The organism is Variovorax sp. GW821-FHT10B04 (genome assembly GCF_059415645.1).
This window is the reverse complement of record NZ_JBWKNQ010000015.1, coordinates 48,868-65,190: the sequence shown is the minus strand read 5'-3', so window position 1 is coordinate 65,190 and position 16,323 is coordinate 48,868. Positions and strand designations below refer to the sequence as shown.

At 64.4% G+C, this 16,323-nt stretch carries 16 protein-coding genes and 1 tRNA gene; 9 read left to right on the top strand and 8 right to left on the bottom strand.

Translation table 11 applies throughout. From position 1 onward, the window contains the following. Window positions 1-9: 9 nt before the first annotated feature. Together lptG and lptF are read right to left on the bottom strand one after the other, a co-directional pair. Window positions 10-1,122, bottom strand: a complete 1,113-nt coding sequence (gene lptG, locus AC07PZ_RS27870) for an LPS export ABC transporter permease LptG (protein WP_495298416.1) — start codon at window positions 1,120-1,122, stop codon at window positions 10-12. Beyond that, complete coding sequence (gene lptF, locus AC07PZ_RS27865; protein ID WP_495298415.1) at window positions 1,119-2,234, bottom strand: LPS export ABC transporter permease LptF; 1,116 nt, start codon at window positions 2,232-2,234, stop codon at window positions 1,119-1,121. Before lptF ends, lptG begins: the two co-directional genes overlap by 4 nt. Window positions 2,235-2,255: 21 nt before the next feature. Here lptF and AC07PZ_RS27860 point away from each other — a divergent pair, with 21 nt between their 5' ends. The 7 genes from AC07PZ_RS27860 (at window position 2,256) to AC07PZ_RS27830 (ending at window position 8,892) form a co-directional block, all read left to right on the top strand. After that, the gene (locus AC07PZ_RS27860) at window positions 2,256-3,776 is read left to right on the top strand and encodes a leucyl aminopeptidase (RefSeq protein ID WP_495298414.1); all 1,521 of its coding nucleotides are present in this window, start codon (window positions 2,256-2,258) and stop codon (window positions 3,774-3,776) included. Then, window positions 3,773-4,213 carry a DNA polymerase III subunit chi gene (locus AC07PZ_RS27855; RefSeq protein ID WP_495298413.1) on the top strand — a complete coding sequence of 147 codons (441 nt, stop codon included), beginning with the start codon at window positions 3,773-3,775 and terminating at the stop codon, window positions 4,211-4,213. The genes AC07PZ_RS27860 and AC07PZ_RS27855 overlap by 4 nt, the downstream gene beginning before the upstream one ends. Next, window positions 4,213-4,611, top strand: a complete 399-nt coding sequence (locus AC07PZ_RS27850; RefSeq protein ID WP_495298412.1) for a hypothetical protein — start codon at window positions 4,213-4,215, stop codon at window positions 4,609-4,611. The genes AC07PZ_RS27855 and AC07PZ_RS27850 overlap by 1 nt, the downstream gene beginning before the upstream one ends. Window positions 4,612-4,744: 133 nt before the next feature. Beyond that, complete coding sequence (locus AC07PZ_RS27845; protein WP_495298411.1) at window positions 4,745-5,950, top strand: branched-chain amino acid ABC transporter substrate-binding protein; 1,206 nt, start codon at window positions 4,745-4,747, stop codon at window positions 5,948-5,950. A gap of 194 nt (window positions 5,951-6,144) precedes the next feature. Then, window positions 6,145-6,405 carry a hypothetical protein gene (locus AC07PZ_RS27840; RefSeq protein WP_495298410.1) on the top strand — a complete coding sequence of 87 codons (261 nt, stop codon included), beginning with the start codon at window positions 6,145-6,147 and terminating at the stop codon, window positions 6,403-6,405. Further along, window positions 6,368-7,060, top strand: a complete 693-nt coding sequence (gene trhA / locus AC07PZ_RS27835; protein ID WP_495298409.1) for a PAQR family membrane homeostasis protein TrhA — start codon at window positions 6,368-6,370, stop codon at window positions 7,058-7,060. The genes AC07PZ_RS27840 and trhA overlap by 38 nt, the downstream gene beginning before the upstream one ends. A gap of 113 nt (window positions 7,061-7,173) precedes the next feature. Then, window positions 7,174-8,892, top strand: coding sequence for a bifunctional metallophosphatase/5'-nucleotidase (locus AC07PZ_RS27830; protein ID WP_495298520.1), 1,719 nt, complete (start codon window positions 7,174-7,176; stop codon window positions 8,890-8,892). An 85-nt stretch (window positions 8,893-8,977) separates the two neighbouring features. Here AC07PZ_RS27830 and AC07PZ_RS27825 read toward each other — a convergent pair. The 3 genes from AC07PZ_RS27825 to AC07PZ_RS27815 form a co-directional block, all read right to left on the bottom strand. Next, window positions 8,978-9,068, bottom strand: a tRNA-Ser gene (locus AC07PZ_RS27825). 53 nt (window positions 9,069-9,121) lie between these two features. Continuing rightward, window positions 9,122-10,051 (bottom strand): SPFH domain-containing protein, encoded by a 930-nt coding sequence (locus AC07PZ_RS27820; RefSeq protein WP_495298519.1) that lies wholly within the window; start codon window positions 10,049-10,051, stop codon window positions 9,122-9,124. A 43-nt stretch (window positions 10,052-10,094) separates the two neighbouring features. Then, complete coding sequence (locus AC07PZ_RS27815) at window positions 10,095-10,520, bottom strand: NfeD family protein (RefSeq protein ID WP_495298408.1); 426 nt, start codon at window positions 10,518-10,520, stop codon at window positions 10,095-10,097. A gap of 108 nt (window positions 10,521-10,628) precedes the next feature. Between AC07PZ_RS27815 and AC07PZ_RS27810 the strand changes: the two genes are divergently transcribed. Next, window positions 10,629-12,923, top strand: a complete 2,295-nt coding sequence (locus tag AC07PZ_RS27810; protein ID WP_495298407.1) for an Orn/Lys/Arg family decarboxylase — start codon at window positions 10,629-10,631, stop codon at window positions 12,921-12,923. A gap of 6 nt (window positions 12,924-12,929) precedes the next feature. On the opposite strand, the gene AC07PZ_RS27805 is transcribed toward AC07PZ_RS27810, so the two are convergent. From AC07PZ_RS27805 to AC07PZ_RS27795, 3 genes are read right to left on the bottom strand one after another with little or no spacing between them, the layout of a single operon-like run. Further along, window positions 12,930-13,799, bottom strand: coding sequence for a DMT family transporter (locus AC07PZ_RS27805; protein ID WP_495298406.1), 870 nt, complete (start codon window positions 13,797-13,799; stop codon window positions 12,930-12,932). A gap of 13 nt (window positions 13,800-13,812) precedes the next feature. After that, the gene (locus tag AC07PZ_RS27800) at window positions 13,813-14,361 is read right to left on the bottom strand and encodes a phosphonate degradation HD-domain oxygenase (RefSeq protein WP_495298405.1); all 549 of its coding nucleotides are present in this window, start codon (window positions 14,359-14,361) and stop codon (window positions 13,813-13,815) included. Window positions 14,362-14,364: 3 nt separating this feature from the next. Next, the gene (locus tag AC07PZ_RS27795; RefSeq protein ID WP_495298404.1) at window positions 14,365-15,108 is read right to left on the bottom strand and encodes a phosphonate utilization associated transcriptional regulator; all 744 of its coding nucleotides are present in this window, start codon (window positions 15,106-15,108) and stop codon (window positions 14,365-14,367) included. A 159-nt stretch (window positions 15,109-15,267) separates the two neighbouring features. Between AC07PZ_RS27795 and AC07PZ_RS27790 the strand changes: the two genes are divergently transcribed. Continuing rightward, window positions 15,268-16,299: a putative 2-aminoethylphosphonate ABC transporter substrate-binding protein gene (locus tag AC07PZ_RS27790; RefSeq protein ID WP_495298403.1), complete on the top strand. Its 1,032-nt coding sequence runs from the start codon at window positions 15,268-15,270 to the stop codon at window positions 16,297-16,299. Window positions 16,300-16,323 lie beyond the last annotated feature (24 nt).

Below are 16,323 nucleotides of genomic sequence, written 5' to 3'. Positions count from 1 at the left end.
TCAGACCCGCTAACGTCGCAAGACCAGCCAGCCGAACGCGGCCAGCGACACCACCGAGTAGATCAACCCCGGCGCCGCGGCGGTGATCCAGGGCACCCAGCTGCTCAGGTTGCCGATGTAGCCGAACACGTTGTTGAGCAGAAAGAAGCTGATGCCGATCAGCACGCCGCCGAACACGTAGCTGGTGATGCCCGACTGCCGGAAATGAAGGTAGGCGAAAGGCAGGGCGAGCACCACCATGACGAGGCAGGACAAGGGGTAGAACACCTTCCGCCAGAACTGGATTTCATAGCGCTGCGCTGTCTGGCCGTTCGCGTCCAGGTGGCGGATGTACTCGAACAGATCCAGCGTGCGCATGCGGTCTGGCTTGAGCAGCGCGACCGACACCATTTCATTGGTGAGCGAGGTGGACCAGCGCAGCTCCGGCACCGAGGTCGTGGTCACGCGTGCCTTGTCGCCGGCCGCCCGGGTGTCGTAGTGCTGCCGCTGCGCGTCATGGAGGACCCAGGCGCCGTCGACGGCGACGGCATAGGTGGCGGTGGTCTGGCTTGCGACGAAGCCCTGCGCGTCGAATTCGAAGATGCGCGGTGAGCGCAGCGTGCCGTCGCGGTTCAGGGCGTTGACGTTGACGGCATAGGACATGTCGCCGCGCTTTTCCTTGAGCCAGGCGCCTGTCGCGCCGGTGGTGGCGAACACGTCGCCCTGGAAGCGAGCCTTGAGGAGTTGGGCACCCCGGTCCGCGATGGGGGCGACGTAATCGCCGACCATGAAGGTCAGGACCACGAAGCCCGCGCCCAGCACCAGGAGTGAGCCCAGTGCGCGCCACGGCCCGAGCCCGCTGGTGCGCAGAATCGTGTATTCGGAACTCTGCGCGAGCCGGGCCATCACGAAGATGGTGCCGATCAGCACCGCGATCGGCATCAGCTCATAGAGATGGCTCGGCACCAGAAGCGCCACGTAAGCCAGCGCCTGCGCCGCCCCATAGCCCGGCGAACTCGGCTTGCCGATGTCGCCCAGCTCGTCGACGAAGTCGAAGAAGAAGAAGAGGCTCAGGAACCCGAGCGTGACGAAGGCGACGGCCTTCAGCACTTCGCTGTAGATCAGGCGACGGATGGTTTTCACGCGTGGGGCAGGGTGGTGGCGGAAGGCTCGGCGGCGCGGCGTCCGCGGCGAATCCAGTTGTTGTTGCGTTTGGTCAGCCAGCCGATGGCGAAGACGAAGACGCCGCCATGCAGTGCGACGAGATAGCCGCCCATGCTGAAGCGACCGGAACCGATCCAGCTCTGGCCGAGATTCAGCATGTTGTAGTAGATGAGGAAGGCGAACAGCGCGAACAGCAGGTTGCCGCTTCGCCCTACGCGCGGATTGACGCTCGAAAGCGTCAGTGCCAGCAGCACGAAGTTGATGCCTGCGAACAGCATGCCGACGCGCCAGCCGAGCTCTCCCTGATTGGGCGCCGTCGGCTCGGCGATGAGCCGCAACGTGGGGCGCGCCCGCAGTGGCGCGTCGCTCATCGTTCCCGAGGCGTCGCTACCGATCTTGGCGCCATAGGTGTCGAACTCACTGATCTTCATGCCGGTATTCGGATCGAGCGGTCTTTCCAGCCGCTGGCCGTTGCTCAACATCAGGTAGCGCGCATCGTCGATGGTCTCGAGCCGGCCGCTGCGTGCGGACGTGATGATCTGCAGATTGCGCTCGATCGACGAAATGAACACGTTGGTCGCGGTGGACGCGTCCGGCGTGTCCTTGTCGATGAAGAAGACCCGGTTGCGGCTGGAGGACTCCCGGAACTCGCCGGGCGCGATGCGCTCCAGGTCGCTGCGGCGCTCATACTGGTCGCGCATGCCCTGGGTCTGCGAATTCGCCCAGGGCCAGCCGACCAGCGATAGCACCGCGATCAGGATCAGCACGGGCCAGGCGAAGCGGAACAGCGGCTGCACGAAGTCGACGAGACCGCGGCCGCTGGCGAACCAGATGACCATCTCGCTGTCCCGGTACATGCGCGACAGCGTGCCGACGATGGAGATGAACAGGCTCAGGCTCAGGATGGTGGGCATGTAGCCCAGCACCGTGTAAGCCATGACGAGCATCACGTCGGATGGATTGACGCTGCCCTTCGATGCGAGGCCGAGCGTGCGGATCAGCATCATCGTCATCACGATGGTGACCAGCACCACCAGCGTGGCACCGAAGCTGCGGGACAGCTCCTTGCGTAGAGAGGAATGGAATAACATGGACGAGGGAAAAAAAGGATTATGGACTTTCAACTCAAGACCCTCACCAACGTACAGGCGGCCGGCGAAAAGGCCGACGTCCTGATCGTGCTCGTCGGCAGTGCGCCCACCGGTGCCGCCGTTTCGTCCAAGGACGCGCTGACGCCGCTGATTGCCGCCGCTCGCAAGGCTGGCGATCTGCCGGACAAGGCCGGCAAGCTGCTCGCGCTGTATCGCCCGATCGGGGTGGCCGCGCCGCGTGTGCTGCTGGCGTCGATCGCCGACGGCACGCCGGGCTCGGTACGCAGTGCGGTGACGGCGGCCGTTGGCGCCGCCAAGGCGCTTGCCCCGAAAAAGGTCACGATCCTGTTTGCCGATGCGACGGAACCCGCTGCAGTCCGGTGCGCGGTGCTCGCGGCGGCGGATGCCAGCTATGTCTACACGACCACCAAGCCGAAGGCCGAAGGCCGCAGCATCCGGCAACTGACGATCGGCGTGCCGAGCGCTGCGGCGGTAGCCGATGCCTTCGACGAAGGTGCCGCGCTGGTTGCCGGCGTGGAACTCGCCAAGGAATGGGGCAATCGGCCGGCCAACCATGCCACGCCGTCGATGCTTGCGGATGCCGCCAAGTCGCTGGCTTCCCTGCCCCGCATCAAGTGCGATGTGCTGGGCCCCAAGGAAGTCGCGAAGCTGGGCATGGGCTCATTTGCCGCAGTGGCGCAAGGCTCGGCCGAGCCGCTGCGTTTCATCGTGTTGCACTATCACGGTGCGCCCAAGTCGCAGGCGCCGGTCGTTCTGGTCGGCAAGGGCATCACTTTCGACACGGGCGGCGTTTCCTTGAAGCCTGCCGCCGAGATGGACGAAATGAAGTTCGACATGTGCGGTGCGGCGAGCGTGCTCGGCGTGTTCCGTGCATTGGGTGACCTCAAGCCGGCGATCAACGTGGTGGGCCTGATACCGTCGTGCGAGAACATGAACGACGGCCGTGCGCTCAAGCCCGGCGACGTGGTCACCAGCATGAGCGGCCAGACCATCGAGGTGCTGAACACCGACGCGGAAGGCCGCCTGATCCTGTGCGATGCCCTGACGTATGCGGAGCGATTCGAGCCTGCGGCCGTGGTCGACATCGCAACGCTCACCGGCGCCTGCGTGGTGGCGCTTGGCGGCGTGCGCAGCGGCCTCTTTTCCAGTGACGATGCGCTGGCCAAGGCGCTCGAGACCGCAGGCGAGACCGCGCAGGACCGCTGCTGGCGCCTGCCGCTGGACGACGAGTATGCAGAAGGCTTGAAGACCAATTTCGCCGATGTGGCCAACGTCGCGGGCCGCGCGGGTGGTGCCATAACCGCGGCCAAGTTCCTGCAGCGGTTTGCGACGAAGTTTCCGTGGGCGCATCTGGACATCGCCGGCACGGCCTGGAAGAGCGGCGCGGCCAAGGGGTCGACGGGCCGGCCGGTCGGATTGCTGGTTTCCTACCTGCTCGAACAGGCACGCAGCGGTGCGGTCGCCGCGACGCCGGCCGTTGCACCGTCCAAGCCCGCGCGCAAGCCGCGCACGCCCGCGTGACCGGCATCGACTTTCATTTCAATACGCCGGACAAGGTCGGCTATGCCTGCCGCCTGCTGCGCAAGGCCGTTGCCGCGCGCGGTGCACGCGTGGTCGTGGTGGCCGATCCGCCGACGCTCGATGCGATCGATGCTGCTCTGTGGGAGTTTTCTCCCGTGGACTTCATCGCGCATTGCCGTGCCGACGCCGAGCCCGGGCTCGTGCACCGCTCGCCGGTGATCCTCTCGTCCAGCTGCGCGATGCAGTTGCCTCACCAGCAGGTGGTCGTCAATCTCGGTGCGCCGGTGCCTGCCGGCTTCGAACGCTTCGACCGGCTCGTCGACATCGTGAGCAGCGATGACGAAGACCGTCAACTGGCCCGCAGCCGCTGGCGCCACTATGCGGATCGGGGCTATGCGATCACGCGGCACGATTTCGCTGGCGGAGGCGGTCGCTGATGGACGGCCTGCGCACGCCGCCGCGCTTCGTTCCGACGTTGACCGAGGTGATCGAATCGGGTCCCGATACGGTTGTGGATGCGTCTTCCGCCGACGCGCCACCCGACTCCGCCGTGGCCGACGCGGCGCAGGCGATTGCGATCGGTCCGCTGCCGCTGTCGGACGCCGACATCTTCGGACTTGAAGAGCATGTGCTGAATCGCGTGCTGCAGCGCATCGACCGATCTCTGGAGGACCGGTTGAGCGATGTGGTGTCCGCCGCCGTGCAGGCTCAGCTCGACGCGATGGTCCCGAGGTTGCGGACCGAAATCGAGGGTGTTCTGCGCCAGCTCGTGGCCGAGTCCCTGGCTGCGGAACTTTCGGAAAACCAAGGGACAGCACCGTTTTCGCGCCCCTGAACCTCGGCTAAACTGCCTTGGGTTCGACGGCGCGAGGGCGCCTGAACGCCTGGCTCGGCGCGGAATTTGCTCTGCTGTCGCACCGGTTGGAAATAACGGTTTTTTCTCTATTCATCATGTTCTGGAGGTTCCCATGCAATTGAAATGGACTGCGGTCGCGTTGGCTGCTCTCACGCTAGTGGCTTGCGGCAAGAAGGAAGAAGCCGCTGCGCCGGCCGCGGCACCTGCGCCCACCGCCGCTGCACCCGCAGCTGCACCTCCCGCCGACGCGTTGGTCGTGAAGATCGGCCATGTGGCTCCGACCAGCGGCGCCATCGCCCACCTCGGCAAGGACAATGAACTGGGCGCCAAGATGGCCATCGAGGACCTGAATGCCCAGGGCGTGAAGATCGGCGACAAGGTCGCCAAGTTCGAATTGCTGTCCGAAGACGACGCGGCCGATCCGAAGCAAGGCACCGCTGTCGCCCAGAAGCTGGTCGACAGCAAGGTCAACGGCGTGGTCGGCCACTTGAACTCGGGCACGACGATTCCTGCATCCAAGCTGTACAGCGACGCAGGCATCCCGCAGATCTCGCCTTCGGCGACCAACCCCAAGTACACCCGCCAGGGTTTCAAGACCACGTTCCGCGTGGTGGCTGACGACACCCAACTGGGCGGCACGCTCGGCAAGTACGCCGTCGAAACGCTCAAGGGCAAGAACATCGCCGTGATCGATGACCGTACCGCGTATGGTCAAGGCGTTGCCGAAGAGTTCGAGAAGTCGGCCAAGGCCGCTGGCGCGACCATCGTCGGCCACGAATTCACCACCGACAAGTCGACCGACTTCAACGCCATCCTGACCAAGCTCAAGGGCGCCAAGCCCGACGTGCTGTTCTTCGGTGGCATGGACGCCGTCGGCGGCCCGATGCTCAAGCAAGTCAAGCAGCTCGGCATGAACGTCAAGTTCATGGGCGGCGACGGCCTTTGCACCGGCGAACTGGCCAAGCTGGCTGGCGATGCCATCGGCGAAGAAATGGTCGTCTGCGCGGAAGCCGGCGGCGTGGACGGCGACTTCAAGGCACCGCTGGATGCCTGGAAGGCCAAGTTCAAGGAAAAGAACGGCGTCGAAGTGCAGATCTATGCACCGTACGTGTACGACGCTGTGCAAGTGTTGGCCGCTGCGATGGTCAAGGCCGGTTCGTCGGATCCTGAAAAGTACCTGCCGGAAGTCAGCAAGGTCGAATACAAGGGCCTGACCGGCCCGATCGCGTTCGACGAAAAGGGCGACATCAAGAACGGTGCCCTCACGCTGTACACCTACAAGGGTGGCGTGCGTACTCAGATCGCCGTGGTGCGCTGATCGGCATACTGCCGCAAATGAAAGAGGGGCCTTCGGGCCCCTTTTTTTATTTGCCCCTTGCTGCATGGCTGGAAATCACGGCAGCAAGGCGAGGGCTTGTCATGCCCAGGAAATTTCGGCAAAGCAGGATGGTTGGCACGCAGCGGCAATCGCCGTCCGCGAAGTCCTCATATCCTTTGTGCCAGTGCCTCCCTATGTCCAGCCATCTTCTTTCTCTTGCCTTGACGGTCGAACAGCATGGCGAGGCGGATTTCAGCTGGGTGATCCTGGAGTCGTTCGACTTTTCCAACACCTTCGAGGTGCTGATGGAGTCGGTCCATGGCTTTCGCACCTACATCGAGGCGCTGGATGCCGGCCATGCGGCGATCAAGTTGTTGTCGACCGACCTCGATACCGGTCCACGTGAGGAAATCCCCGATGACTGTGACTTCTGCGAAGACACCAACTCATTCTGAGCTTGGCCTGAACAGGCGGGGCAGGGCGCGCGGCTTCCTGGGCCCCGTCGGCGAGCGCTTCAATACGGCGAGCCATGCGTTGGGGTTGCTCGTGTCTGTCGCCGGCGCCCTCCTGCTGATCGACAGAACGATGCGCCATGGTGCTTCGGTGGCCATGCTGGGGGCGCTCGTTTTCGTTTTCTGTGCGGTGCTGCTCTACCTGGCGTCGACGCTGTTCCATGGGAGCGATGGTGCGATCAAGCGGCACTGCGAGTGCGCGGACCATTGCGCGATCTACCTGCTCATCGCCGGAACCTGCACGGCATTCACATTGGCTGTGGCACCCGGGTTGATCAGCTGGCTCTTCCTCTCGGCCATCTGGTGCGCTGCGCTGGTGGGCGTCTGGCGGGCATGGCGCGCCGAGGAGGGGGCCATTCCATCGCTGTCGTCCTATCTCGTGCTTGGCTGGTGTTGCGTTCTTGGCGCGGTGCCCGTGGCGCTGCAGCTCAGTGCGGCGGGGCTGGCCTGGTTGATTGCAGGGGCGCTCTTCTACACTGCGGGCACCGTGTTCTACCGTAACCGCAGCGGTTGGCGCTTTGGTCACGGTACCTGGCACTTGTTCGTGGTCGGCGGCACCGTCAGCCACTACATGGGCGTTGCGGCACACTTGCTTTAGATCGATACATCCGGACGGAAGGGGGCAGGGTGCCAGGCAATTTCTCATCAACAGGCGGTGCCGTGGTCCGGCTCGCAATCATTGCTTGCTTCGTACTTGGCGGTTGCGCACCGATGGCTCACCGGCCAGTGCCATCGACGCCTGGGCCTGCAGCAACCATCGACGTTGCGGTGATCGCGTTCAACGACCTGCACGGAAATCTCGAGCCGCCGCATATGGCGATTTCTTCTCCGGCACCCGGCGCGGCTTCCGTGTCGATACCGGCTGGTGGCGCCGCCTATCTCGCATCGGCGATCGCGCTGTTGAAACGGGCAAACCCCAACCATGCCGTGGTTTCGGCGGGCGACATGATCGGCGCGTCGCCGCTGGTGTCGGCGCTGTTTCTCGATGAGCCCACGATCGAGGCCGTGAACGCCATGGAGATCGACTTCAACGCGATGGGAAACCACGAGTTCGACAAGGGACAGGATGAGCTCATCCGGATGAAGCAAGGTGGTTGCGCGCGACACACGGCGCTCGAGCCCTGTCGGGTGAACAAGGCGTTCCCCGGTGCGAACTTCGGCTTTCTCGCCGCCAATACCTTGCGTGAAGACGGCCGTACCCTGTTTCCGGCAACCGGCATGAAGCGCTTCACACAGGGAGACGCGACCGTGCAGATCGGCTTCATCGGCCTGACGTTGCGCAACACGCCAAGCCTGGTGACCCCATCGGGTGTCGCGGGATTGCACTTTGCAGACGAGGCTGACACGATCAATGCGCAGATTGCGCCGCTCAAGGCCGCAGGTGCCAATGCGATCGTGGTGCTGATCCACGAAGGCGGCATGACCAGCGGTGGCTACAACGACAAGCGCTGTCCCGGCTTGCGGGGCGACATCCTGCCGATTCTGGCGCGGCTTTCGCCCGAGGTGGACGTGGTGATTTCAGGTCACACACATCAGTCGTATATCTGCGAACTGGCTGCCGGCAACCCTGCGCGCGACCTGCTGCTCACCAGCGCAGGGCAGTACGGCACCTTGCTCACGCAGATCCATTTGTCGATCGATACCCAAAGCGGTCGCGTCGTTCGCAAGAGCGCTGACAACCTGATCGTGCAGGGTGAAGCATTCGACCGTGCCGGCAAGACCGTGGCATTGCGCGAAGACTTCCCGATCTTCCGCAAGGATCCGACTGTCGCCGCGCTGATCGAGCGCTACGCGGCGGCTGCCGCGCCTTTGGCCCAACGTGTGGTGGGGCGAATCGGTGCGGCGTTGACCCGGCAACCTTCTGCATCGCGCGAGAGCACACTGGGCAACCTGATCGCCGACGCGCAACTGGCGGCAACGCAGCCGCAAGACCGCGGTGGTGCGCAGATCGCCTTCATGAATCCGGGCGGCGTGCGTGCCGACCTGGTTCCGGCTGCCGACGGCAGCGTGACCTACGGGCAGCTCTTCAGCACCCAGCCTTTCGGCAACAGCCTGGTCGTGAAGACCTTCACCGGCGCGCAGCTGCGCCGGCTGCTGGAGCAGCAGCTCGCCAGCGGCACCAATACGTTGAGTACACCGCGTGTGCTGTATCCGTCGACGGGTTTCAGCTATGTCTGCGACGTGTCGAAGCCGGCTGGCGAGCGCATCTCGGGTCTCCGGCTTCAAGGGGCGGACGTGGTGGACGGAGCGCGATATCGCGTGGCGATGAACAGCTTCCTGGCGGCTGGCGGCGACAACTTCTCGGTGCTGCTGGAAGGCACCGATGCGGTCGGAGGCGGGCAGGACGTCGACGCGTTGGAGGCTTACATCCAGCTGCAGGCGCCGTTGATGCCGCCTGCGGTAGATCGCATCATGCTGCGAGGGCTATGAGTCGATGACCGACGCGATGGATCGATTGGCTGGCTGGCAACAAAAAAGGGAAGTCGCTGCTGACAACGACTTCCCTTGCATTCACTGGCGGAGCAGGCGGGATTCGAACCCGCGGAGGGCTATTAACCCTCACACGCTTTCCAGGCGTGCGACTTAAACCGCTCATCCACCGCTCCGAGCCCATGATTATAGCAGTGGCAAAAGGGTCTTTCCGCTCGGTGAGTGGCCCTCAGGACGGATTTCCCGGCTTGCCCGCTTGCACCATGCGCATCGCCGAGGCAATCAGCGAGGCCGTTTCCGTCATATTGCTGGGCACGATCAGCGTTGTCGTTGCATCGGCAGCAACCTTGCCGTAGGCGTCGACTGCGCGTTCGGCGACCTTCAGCTGGACGGCCTGTTCGCCGCCAGGTTGGCGAATGGCTGCGGCCACGCGTTCGATCGCACCCGCGGTCGCTTCCGCAACTGCCGTGATGGCGGCGGCTTCGCCTTGCGCATTGTTGATCTGAGCCTGCTTTTCACCCTCCGAGCGTGCGATAAAAGCCTCGCGCTCGCCCGTCGCGATGTTGATCTGCTCCTGGCGTCGGCCTTCCGAGGCCGCGATCAGGGCACGCTTTTCGCGCTCGGCTGTGATCTGGCGCTGCATCGCCTGCAGGATTTCCTTCGGCGGCGTCAGGTCCTTGATCTCATAGCGGAGCACCTTGACGCCCCAGTTCAGCGCGGCTTCGTCGATCGCGGCGACGACCTGCGCGTTGATGATGTCGCGCTCCTCGAAGGTCTTGTCGAGCTCGAGCTTGCCGATGACGCTGCGCAGCGAGGTCTGCGCGAGCTGCGTGACGGCGACGATGTAGTTCGACGAGCCGTAACTCGCGCGCATCGGGTCGGTCACCTGGAAATACAGGATGCCGTCGACCTGCAATTGCGTGTTGTCGCGCGTGATGCAGATCTGGCTCGGCACATCGAGCGGAATTTCCTTCAGGCTGTGCTTGTAGGCGACCTTGTCGATGAACGGAATGAGGAAGTTGGGGCCGGGCGTCATCGTGCTGTGGTACTTGCCCAGCCGCTCGCGCACCCAGGCGTTCTGTTGGGGCACGAACTTGACGGATTGGCTGATCACGATCACCGCAATGGCGAGAATGACCAAGGGAACTGCGAAATCCATGGTTGCTCCTTGTATCTTGTCTGTATCAGGGGTATCAGCGGTATCAGACGGGTTCGACGACCAGCCGGTTGCCATGCATCTCGACGACCTGGTGCTCGCCTGCGATCGGTATCGTGCCGGGCCGCGGCACCACCGTCCATTGGGCGCCGCGGTAGCGGACCGCTGCAGTCCCATCGGATGCCCAGCGCGGCACATGGACACGCTCGCCGATGTCGAGGTTCACGTCGCGGTTGGCGGGGCTGGGTGCTTCGGCCGGCCGCCCGCGGCGGATCGCATACCAGGCCAGCACCGCGCCGACACCGATGACGGCGGCGACCACCATCTGCACCGTCGGTGAGAAGCCCAGGTGCGCAGCCACTGCCGCGGCCGCAAACCCCACGCCGAGCAGTAGCAGATAGACGGTGCCGGAAAGCAGTTCGAGCACGATGGCCGCCCCTGCGATGAGCCACCAGACGGTGGAGTTGGCCATGACGGTTCCCCGTTGTGGAAGGCCTTGCATTCTCATTCAAAAGCGCCGAGAGACTTTCATGCAAATTCCGTACACTTCGCGCCTCTTTGCCTGTCCGGAGCCCCCTGAATGAAATTCCGCTTTCCGATCGTCATCATCGACGAGGACTTCCGCTCCGAGAACACCTCGGGGCTCGGTATCCGCGCGCTCGCGCAAGCCTTCGAGAGCGAGGGCTTCGAGGTGCTGGGCGTGACCAGCTACGGCGACCTGAGCCAGTTCGCGCAGCAGCAAAGCCGGGCCAGCGCCTTCATCCTGTCGATCGACGACGAAGAGTTCACGGTCGGCCCCGACCTCGACCCGGCGGTGCTGAATCTGCGCAACTTCATCGGCGAAGTCCGGCGCAAGAATGCCGACGTGCCGATCTACATCTACGGCGAGACCAAGACGTCGCGGCACATTCCGAACGACATCCTGCGCGAGCTGCACGGCTTCATCCACATGTTCGAGGACACGCCGGAGTTCGTGGCGCGCCACATCATCCGTGAAGCCAAGAGCTACCTCGAAGGCGTGCAGCCGCCGTTCTTCAAGGCGCTGATCGACTACGCGGAAGATGGTTCGTACTCGTGGCACTGCCCTGGCCATTCGGGTGGCGTGGCGTTCCTGAAGAGCCCGGTCGGCCAGATGTTCCACCAGTTCTTCGGCGAGAACATGCTGCGCGCCGACGTCTGCAACGCGGTGGAAGAACTCGGCCAGTTGCTCGACCACACGGGCCCGGTGGCGGCCAGCGAACGCAATGCGGCACGCATCTTCAATGCCGACCACTGCTTCTTCGTGACCAACGGCACCAGCACCAGCAACAAGATGGTGTGGCACCACACTGTGGCGCCCGACGACGTGGTGGTGGTCGACCGCAACTGCCACAAGTCGATCCTGCACGCGATCATCATGACCGGCGCGATTCCGGTCTTCATGAAGCCCACGCGCAATCACTTCGGCATCATCGGCCCGATCCCCAAGAGCGAATTCGAGCAGAGCGCGATCAAGGCCAAGATCAAGGCCAACCCGCTGCTGAAGGATCGCGATCCGAACAAGGTCAAGCCGCGTGTGATGACGCTGACGCAGTCGACCTACGACGGCGTGATCTACAACACCGAGACCATCAAGAACATGCTCGACGGCTACGTCGACACGCTGCATTTCGACGAGGCCTGGCTGCCGCATGCGGCCTTCCATCCGTTCTACGGCGCCTACCACGCGATGGGCAAGCGCCGCGTGCGGCCGAAGGAGTCGCTGGTGTTCGCGACGCAGTCCACGCACAAGCTGCTGGCCGGCATCAGCCAGGCCAGCCATGTGCTGGTGCAGGATTCGCAGAACCGGGCGCTCGACCGTGACCTCTTCAACGAGGCTTACCTGATGCATTCGTCAACCAGCCCGCAGTACGCGATCATCGCGAGCTGCGACGTGGCTGCTGCCATGATGGAGCCGCCCGGCGGTACCGCGCTGGTGGAAGAGAGCATTCTGGAGGCGCTCGACTTCCGCCGTGCCATGCGCAAGGTCGAGGCCGAGTTCGGCAAGGACGAATGGTGGTTCAAGGTCTGGGGCCCCGAGAAGCTGGTCGACGAAGGCATCGGCCGCGCCGAAGACTGGATCATGAAGGGCGAAGGCAGCACCGACAGCAAGTCGCGCAGTGCCAAGCGCAACTGGCATGGCTTCGGCAAGCTGGCCGATGGCTTCAACATGCTGGACCCGATCAAGTCGACCATCGTCACGCCGGGCCTGGACCTGCAGGGCAAGTTCGCCGACAGCGGCATCCCGGCCAGCATCGTGACCAAGTTCCTCGCGGAGCACGGCGTGATCGTGGAGAAGACCGGTCTCTACAGCTTCTTCATCATGTTCACGATCGGCATCACCAAGGGCCGCTGGAATACGCTCCTGACGGCGCTGCAGCAGTTCAAGGACGACTACGCGCGCAACCAGCCGATGTGGCGCATCCTGCCGGAGTTCTGCCAGCAGCATCCGGGCTACGAGCGCATGGGCCTGCGCGACCTGTGCCAGCGCGTCCATGAGCTGTATGCCAAGTACGACGTGGCGCGCCTCACCACCGAGATGTACCTGTCGGACCTGACGCCCGCCATGAAGCCGAGCGATGCCTTTGCCCACATCGCGCACCGCAAGACCGAACGCGTGGAAATCGACGAGCTCGAAGGCCGCATCACCACCAGCCTGATTACGCCGTATCCGCCGGGCATTCCGCTGCTGATTCCGGGCGAGGTCTTCAACAAGAAGATCGTCGACTACCTGAAGTTCGCGCGCGAATTCAACACCCAGTGTCCGGGCTTCGAGACCGACATCCACGGCCTCGTGGCGCGCGTCGATGAGACCGGCAAGAAGCGTTACTACGCAGACTGCGTGCGCGCCGCGTAAGACGGCTCAGCCGAAGCGCAACGCCATCACGCCGCAGACGATGACCAGCGTGCCGATGGCGCGCTGCCATCCGAAGGGTTCGCGCAGCAGCAGCGTGCCGATCACGGCGGCGAAAAGCACCGAGGTCTCGCGCAGTGCCGCGACGACTGCAACGGGTGCGCGCGTCATCGCCCACAACGCGATACCGTAGCTCCCGAGCGATGCCAGCGTGCCGATCGCAGCGATCTTCCAGCGGCCGGCCATGTAGCGCAGCGCAGCGCCACGCTGCGGTCCGCGCTGCCACAGGACCAGCAGCAGGTAGGGAATGCCGTCGAACAGGAACAGCGCCGCCACGTACGCCGAGGCGTCGCCCGACGCGCGCACGCCCAGTCCGTCGATCACCGTGTAGAGCGCGATGATCGCGGCGTTGCTGAACGCGAAGCGCAGGGCCTTGCGCCGCTGCGCCTCGTCGCCAGCGTGCAACGCGGAGCGCGACAGTCCCAGCACGACAACGCCCGTGCAGATCACGGCCACGCCGATCCATGCCGAGACCGACAGCCGCTCACCGATGAAAGCCACGCTCCCCAGCGCAACCAGCAGCGGTGCGCAGCCGCGCATCACGGGATAGGTCAGGCCGAGATCGCCATGCCGGTAGGCGCCGGCCAGCGCGATGTAGTAGCCGAGGTGGATCACGGTGGACGCCGCGATGTAAGGCCACGCCACGGCATTCGGCAGCCCGGCATGCCACAGCAGCGGCAGCGCGACGAAGAAACCCAGGCTGTGGATCAGCGCGGTGTCGAGCTGCTTGTCGCGGCCGGACTTGATGAGCGCGTTCCAGCTGGCGTGCAGCAGCGCACCGCACAGCACGGCCAGGACGATCGGGCCCGTCAGCGCCACCGGGTCGCCGCGATCACGAGAGAAGGCATCGGCGGGCGCGGCCGAGATAGTGCGCCAGTGGCGGCGTCTGCAACTGCGGCGCCTTGGCCAGGTCGTCCCAGAGACGCAGCTTCACCGCGTCTTCGGCGTTCTCCTGTGCGATGAAGCGGGCAGCTTCATCCGTCGAGAAGATGCCGCCCTGCAGCAGCAGGCTGCGCCTGGAGTCGTCGGACAGCGCGGGGTGGTAGTCGGGTCGCGTCGCGCACAGATAGCGCTTGGCGTCGACATGCCACTGGATGGCGCGCAGCACGCGCTCGCTGAAGACGCCACGCAGGAAGGGCAGGGCGAAGTACTGGTGCAGGTCGTCGATGCCACGCAGCGTGGGCGATTCACCCTGGTCGTTCAGCAGATGGCCGAGATCGTGCAGCAGGGCCGCCGTCACGAGTTCGTCGTCGGCATCGGCCTGCTCGGCCAGCCAGGCCGTCTGCAGCGCGTGCTCCAGCTGCGTCACGGGTTCGCCGCTGTACTGCGCGGCGCCGTGGCGCGCGAACAGGGTCTCGATGTCGTCCAGCGAGAGTGCCATCGCTCAGGCCTCCGCGCCGGCCGACAGCCTGCTCGCGCCGCCAGCGGCTTCGGCCGCAGCCGCTGCCTGCTTCTGCTGATAGTTGCGCTGCGTGCGCTCCCGGCTGTTCATCACGTGCTGGTACATCGCCTGGCCGGCCGCTTCGGGGTCGCCCGCCGCGATGGCCTTGACGATCTGGCGGTGCTCGCGCGAATAGACCGTCATCGATTCGTTGGTGAGGTTCTGCCGGCGGAACAGCGACAGCTCGTTGACCAGCTTGCGATAGGTGGCCGTGAGCTTGGCGTTGCCCGCGAGCTCCAGCAGCCGGTCGTGGAATTTCAGGTTGAAGCGGTGGTAGTCGTGCGCGTTGTCGGCCTTCACGGCCTGGTCCATGGCGTCGGCCAGTTGGCGCAGTTCGCGCACTTCGGTGGCGCCGAGACCGGCGGCCAGCTTGCGGCCGACGTACAGGTCCATCACGGCGCGCAGCTCGAAGATCTCGAGGGCTTCTTCGATCGGCACATGGCGCACGAACACGCCGCGGTTCTTCTCGGTCTGGACGAGGCCGGCTTCTTCGAGCATGCGAAAGGCTTCGCGCACCGGGCCGCGCGACACGCCGAGCTGCTCGGCCAGCGTGGATTCGGTGAGCTTGGCGCCGGAGTCCAGCTCACCGTCCAGGATCATGCGTTCGATCTCGGCCTGCACCAGGTTCGCGAGGGAATTGCACTGAAGCTGTGCGATGGCGGGGTGGGTGGAGATCTTCTTGGCCATGGCGGAATCGTAGGTCGTTCATTGCAGATTGTCTACGATCTACAAAAGACAGTAAGCAATCCAGAGATGCAGGCCCCGATTTTGCTTTGGCGGTGTGTCACGAGGATGTCGTCTCGTGCCGCCACAGTCCCCCTTTTTCAAAATGAGGAGTCTCCGTTCATGAAATACGCGAAATCTCTGGTGGCCGCCGTTCTCGGCCTGGCCTTCGCCGCTGGCGCACTGGCGCAGAAGACGCAGCTGACGGTCTACACAGCGCTTGAAACCGACCAGCTCAAGGCTTACCAGGAGTCCTTCAACAAGGTCAACCCCAACATCGAGATCAAGTGGGTGCGCGATTCGACCGGCGTGGTCACGGCCAAGCTGCTCGCCGAGAAGGCCAATCCGCAGGCCGACGTGATCTGGGGCGTGGCCGCTTCCAGCCTCGCGCTGTTCGAGCGCAACGGCATGCTCGAGCCCTACGCGCCGCTGAACCTCGACGCGATCATGTCGCAGTACCGCGACAAGAAGACGCCGCCCGCCTGGTGGGGCATGGACGTGTTCGGCGCCGTGGTGTGCGTGAACACGGTCGAGGCGAAGAAGAAGAACATTCCGATCCCGACCACCTGGAAGGACCTGACCAAGCCCGAGTTCAAGGGCCAGGTCGTGATGCCCAACCCGGCATCGTCCGGCACCGGTTACTTCGACGTGGTCGCCTGGCTGCAACTCTGGGGCGACGACAACGGCAAAGGCGGTGGCTGGAAGTACATGGACGCGCTGCACGAGAACATCGGCCAGTACACCCATTCGGGCTCCAAGCCCTGCAACATGGCCGCCGCGGGCGAGTACGTCGCCGGGATCTCGTTCGAGTACCGCGGCCATACCAACAAGGCCAAGGGCGCGCCGATCGAACTGGTGTTCCCGAAGGAAGGCCTGGGCTGGGACCTCGAAGGCTTCGCGATCTACAAGGGCACCAAGAAACTCGACGCCGCCAAGAAGCTGGCCGACTGGGCTTCGTCGAAGGACGCGATGCTGCTGTACGGCAAGAACTTCGCGATCACCGCACAGCCTGGCGTGGCACCGAAGCTGGCGAACATTCCGGACGACTACGAGTCGCGCCTGATCAAGGTCGATTTCGACAAGGCCGCTGCCGGTCGCGAACGCACGCTGGCCGAATGGTCGAAGCGCTACGACGCGAAGAGCGAGAAGAAGTAACTCGCCATTGCCCGCGCCCAACCC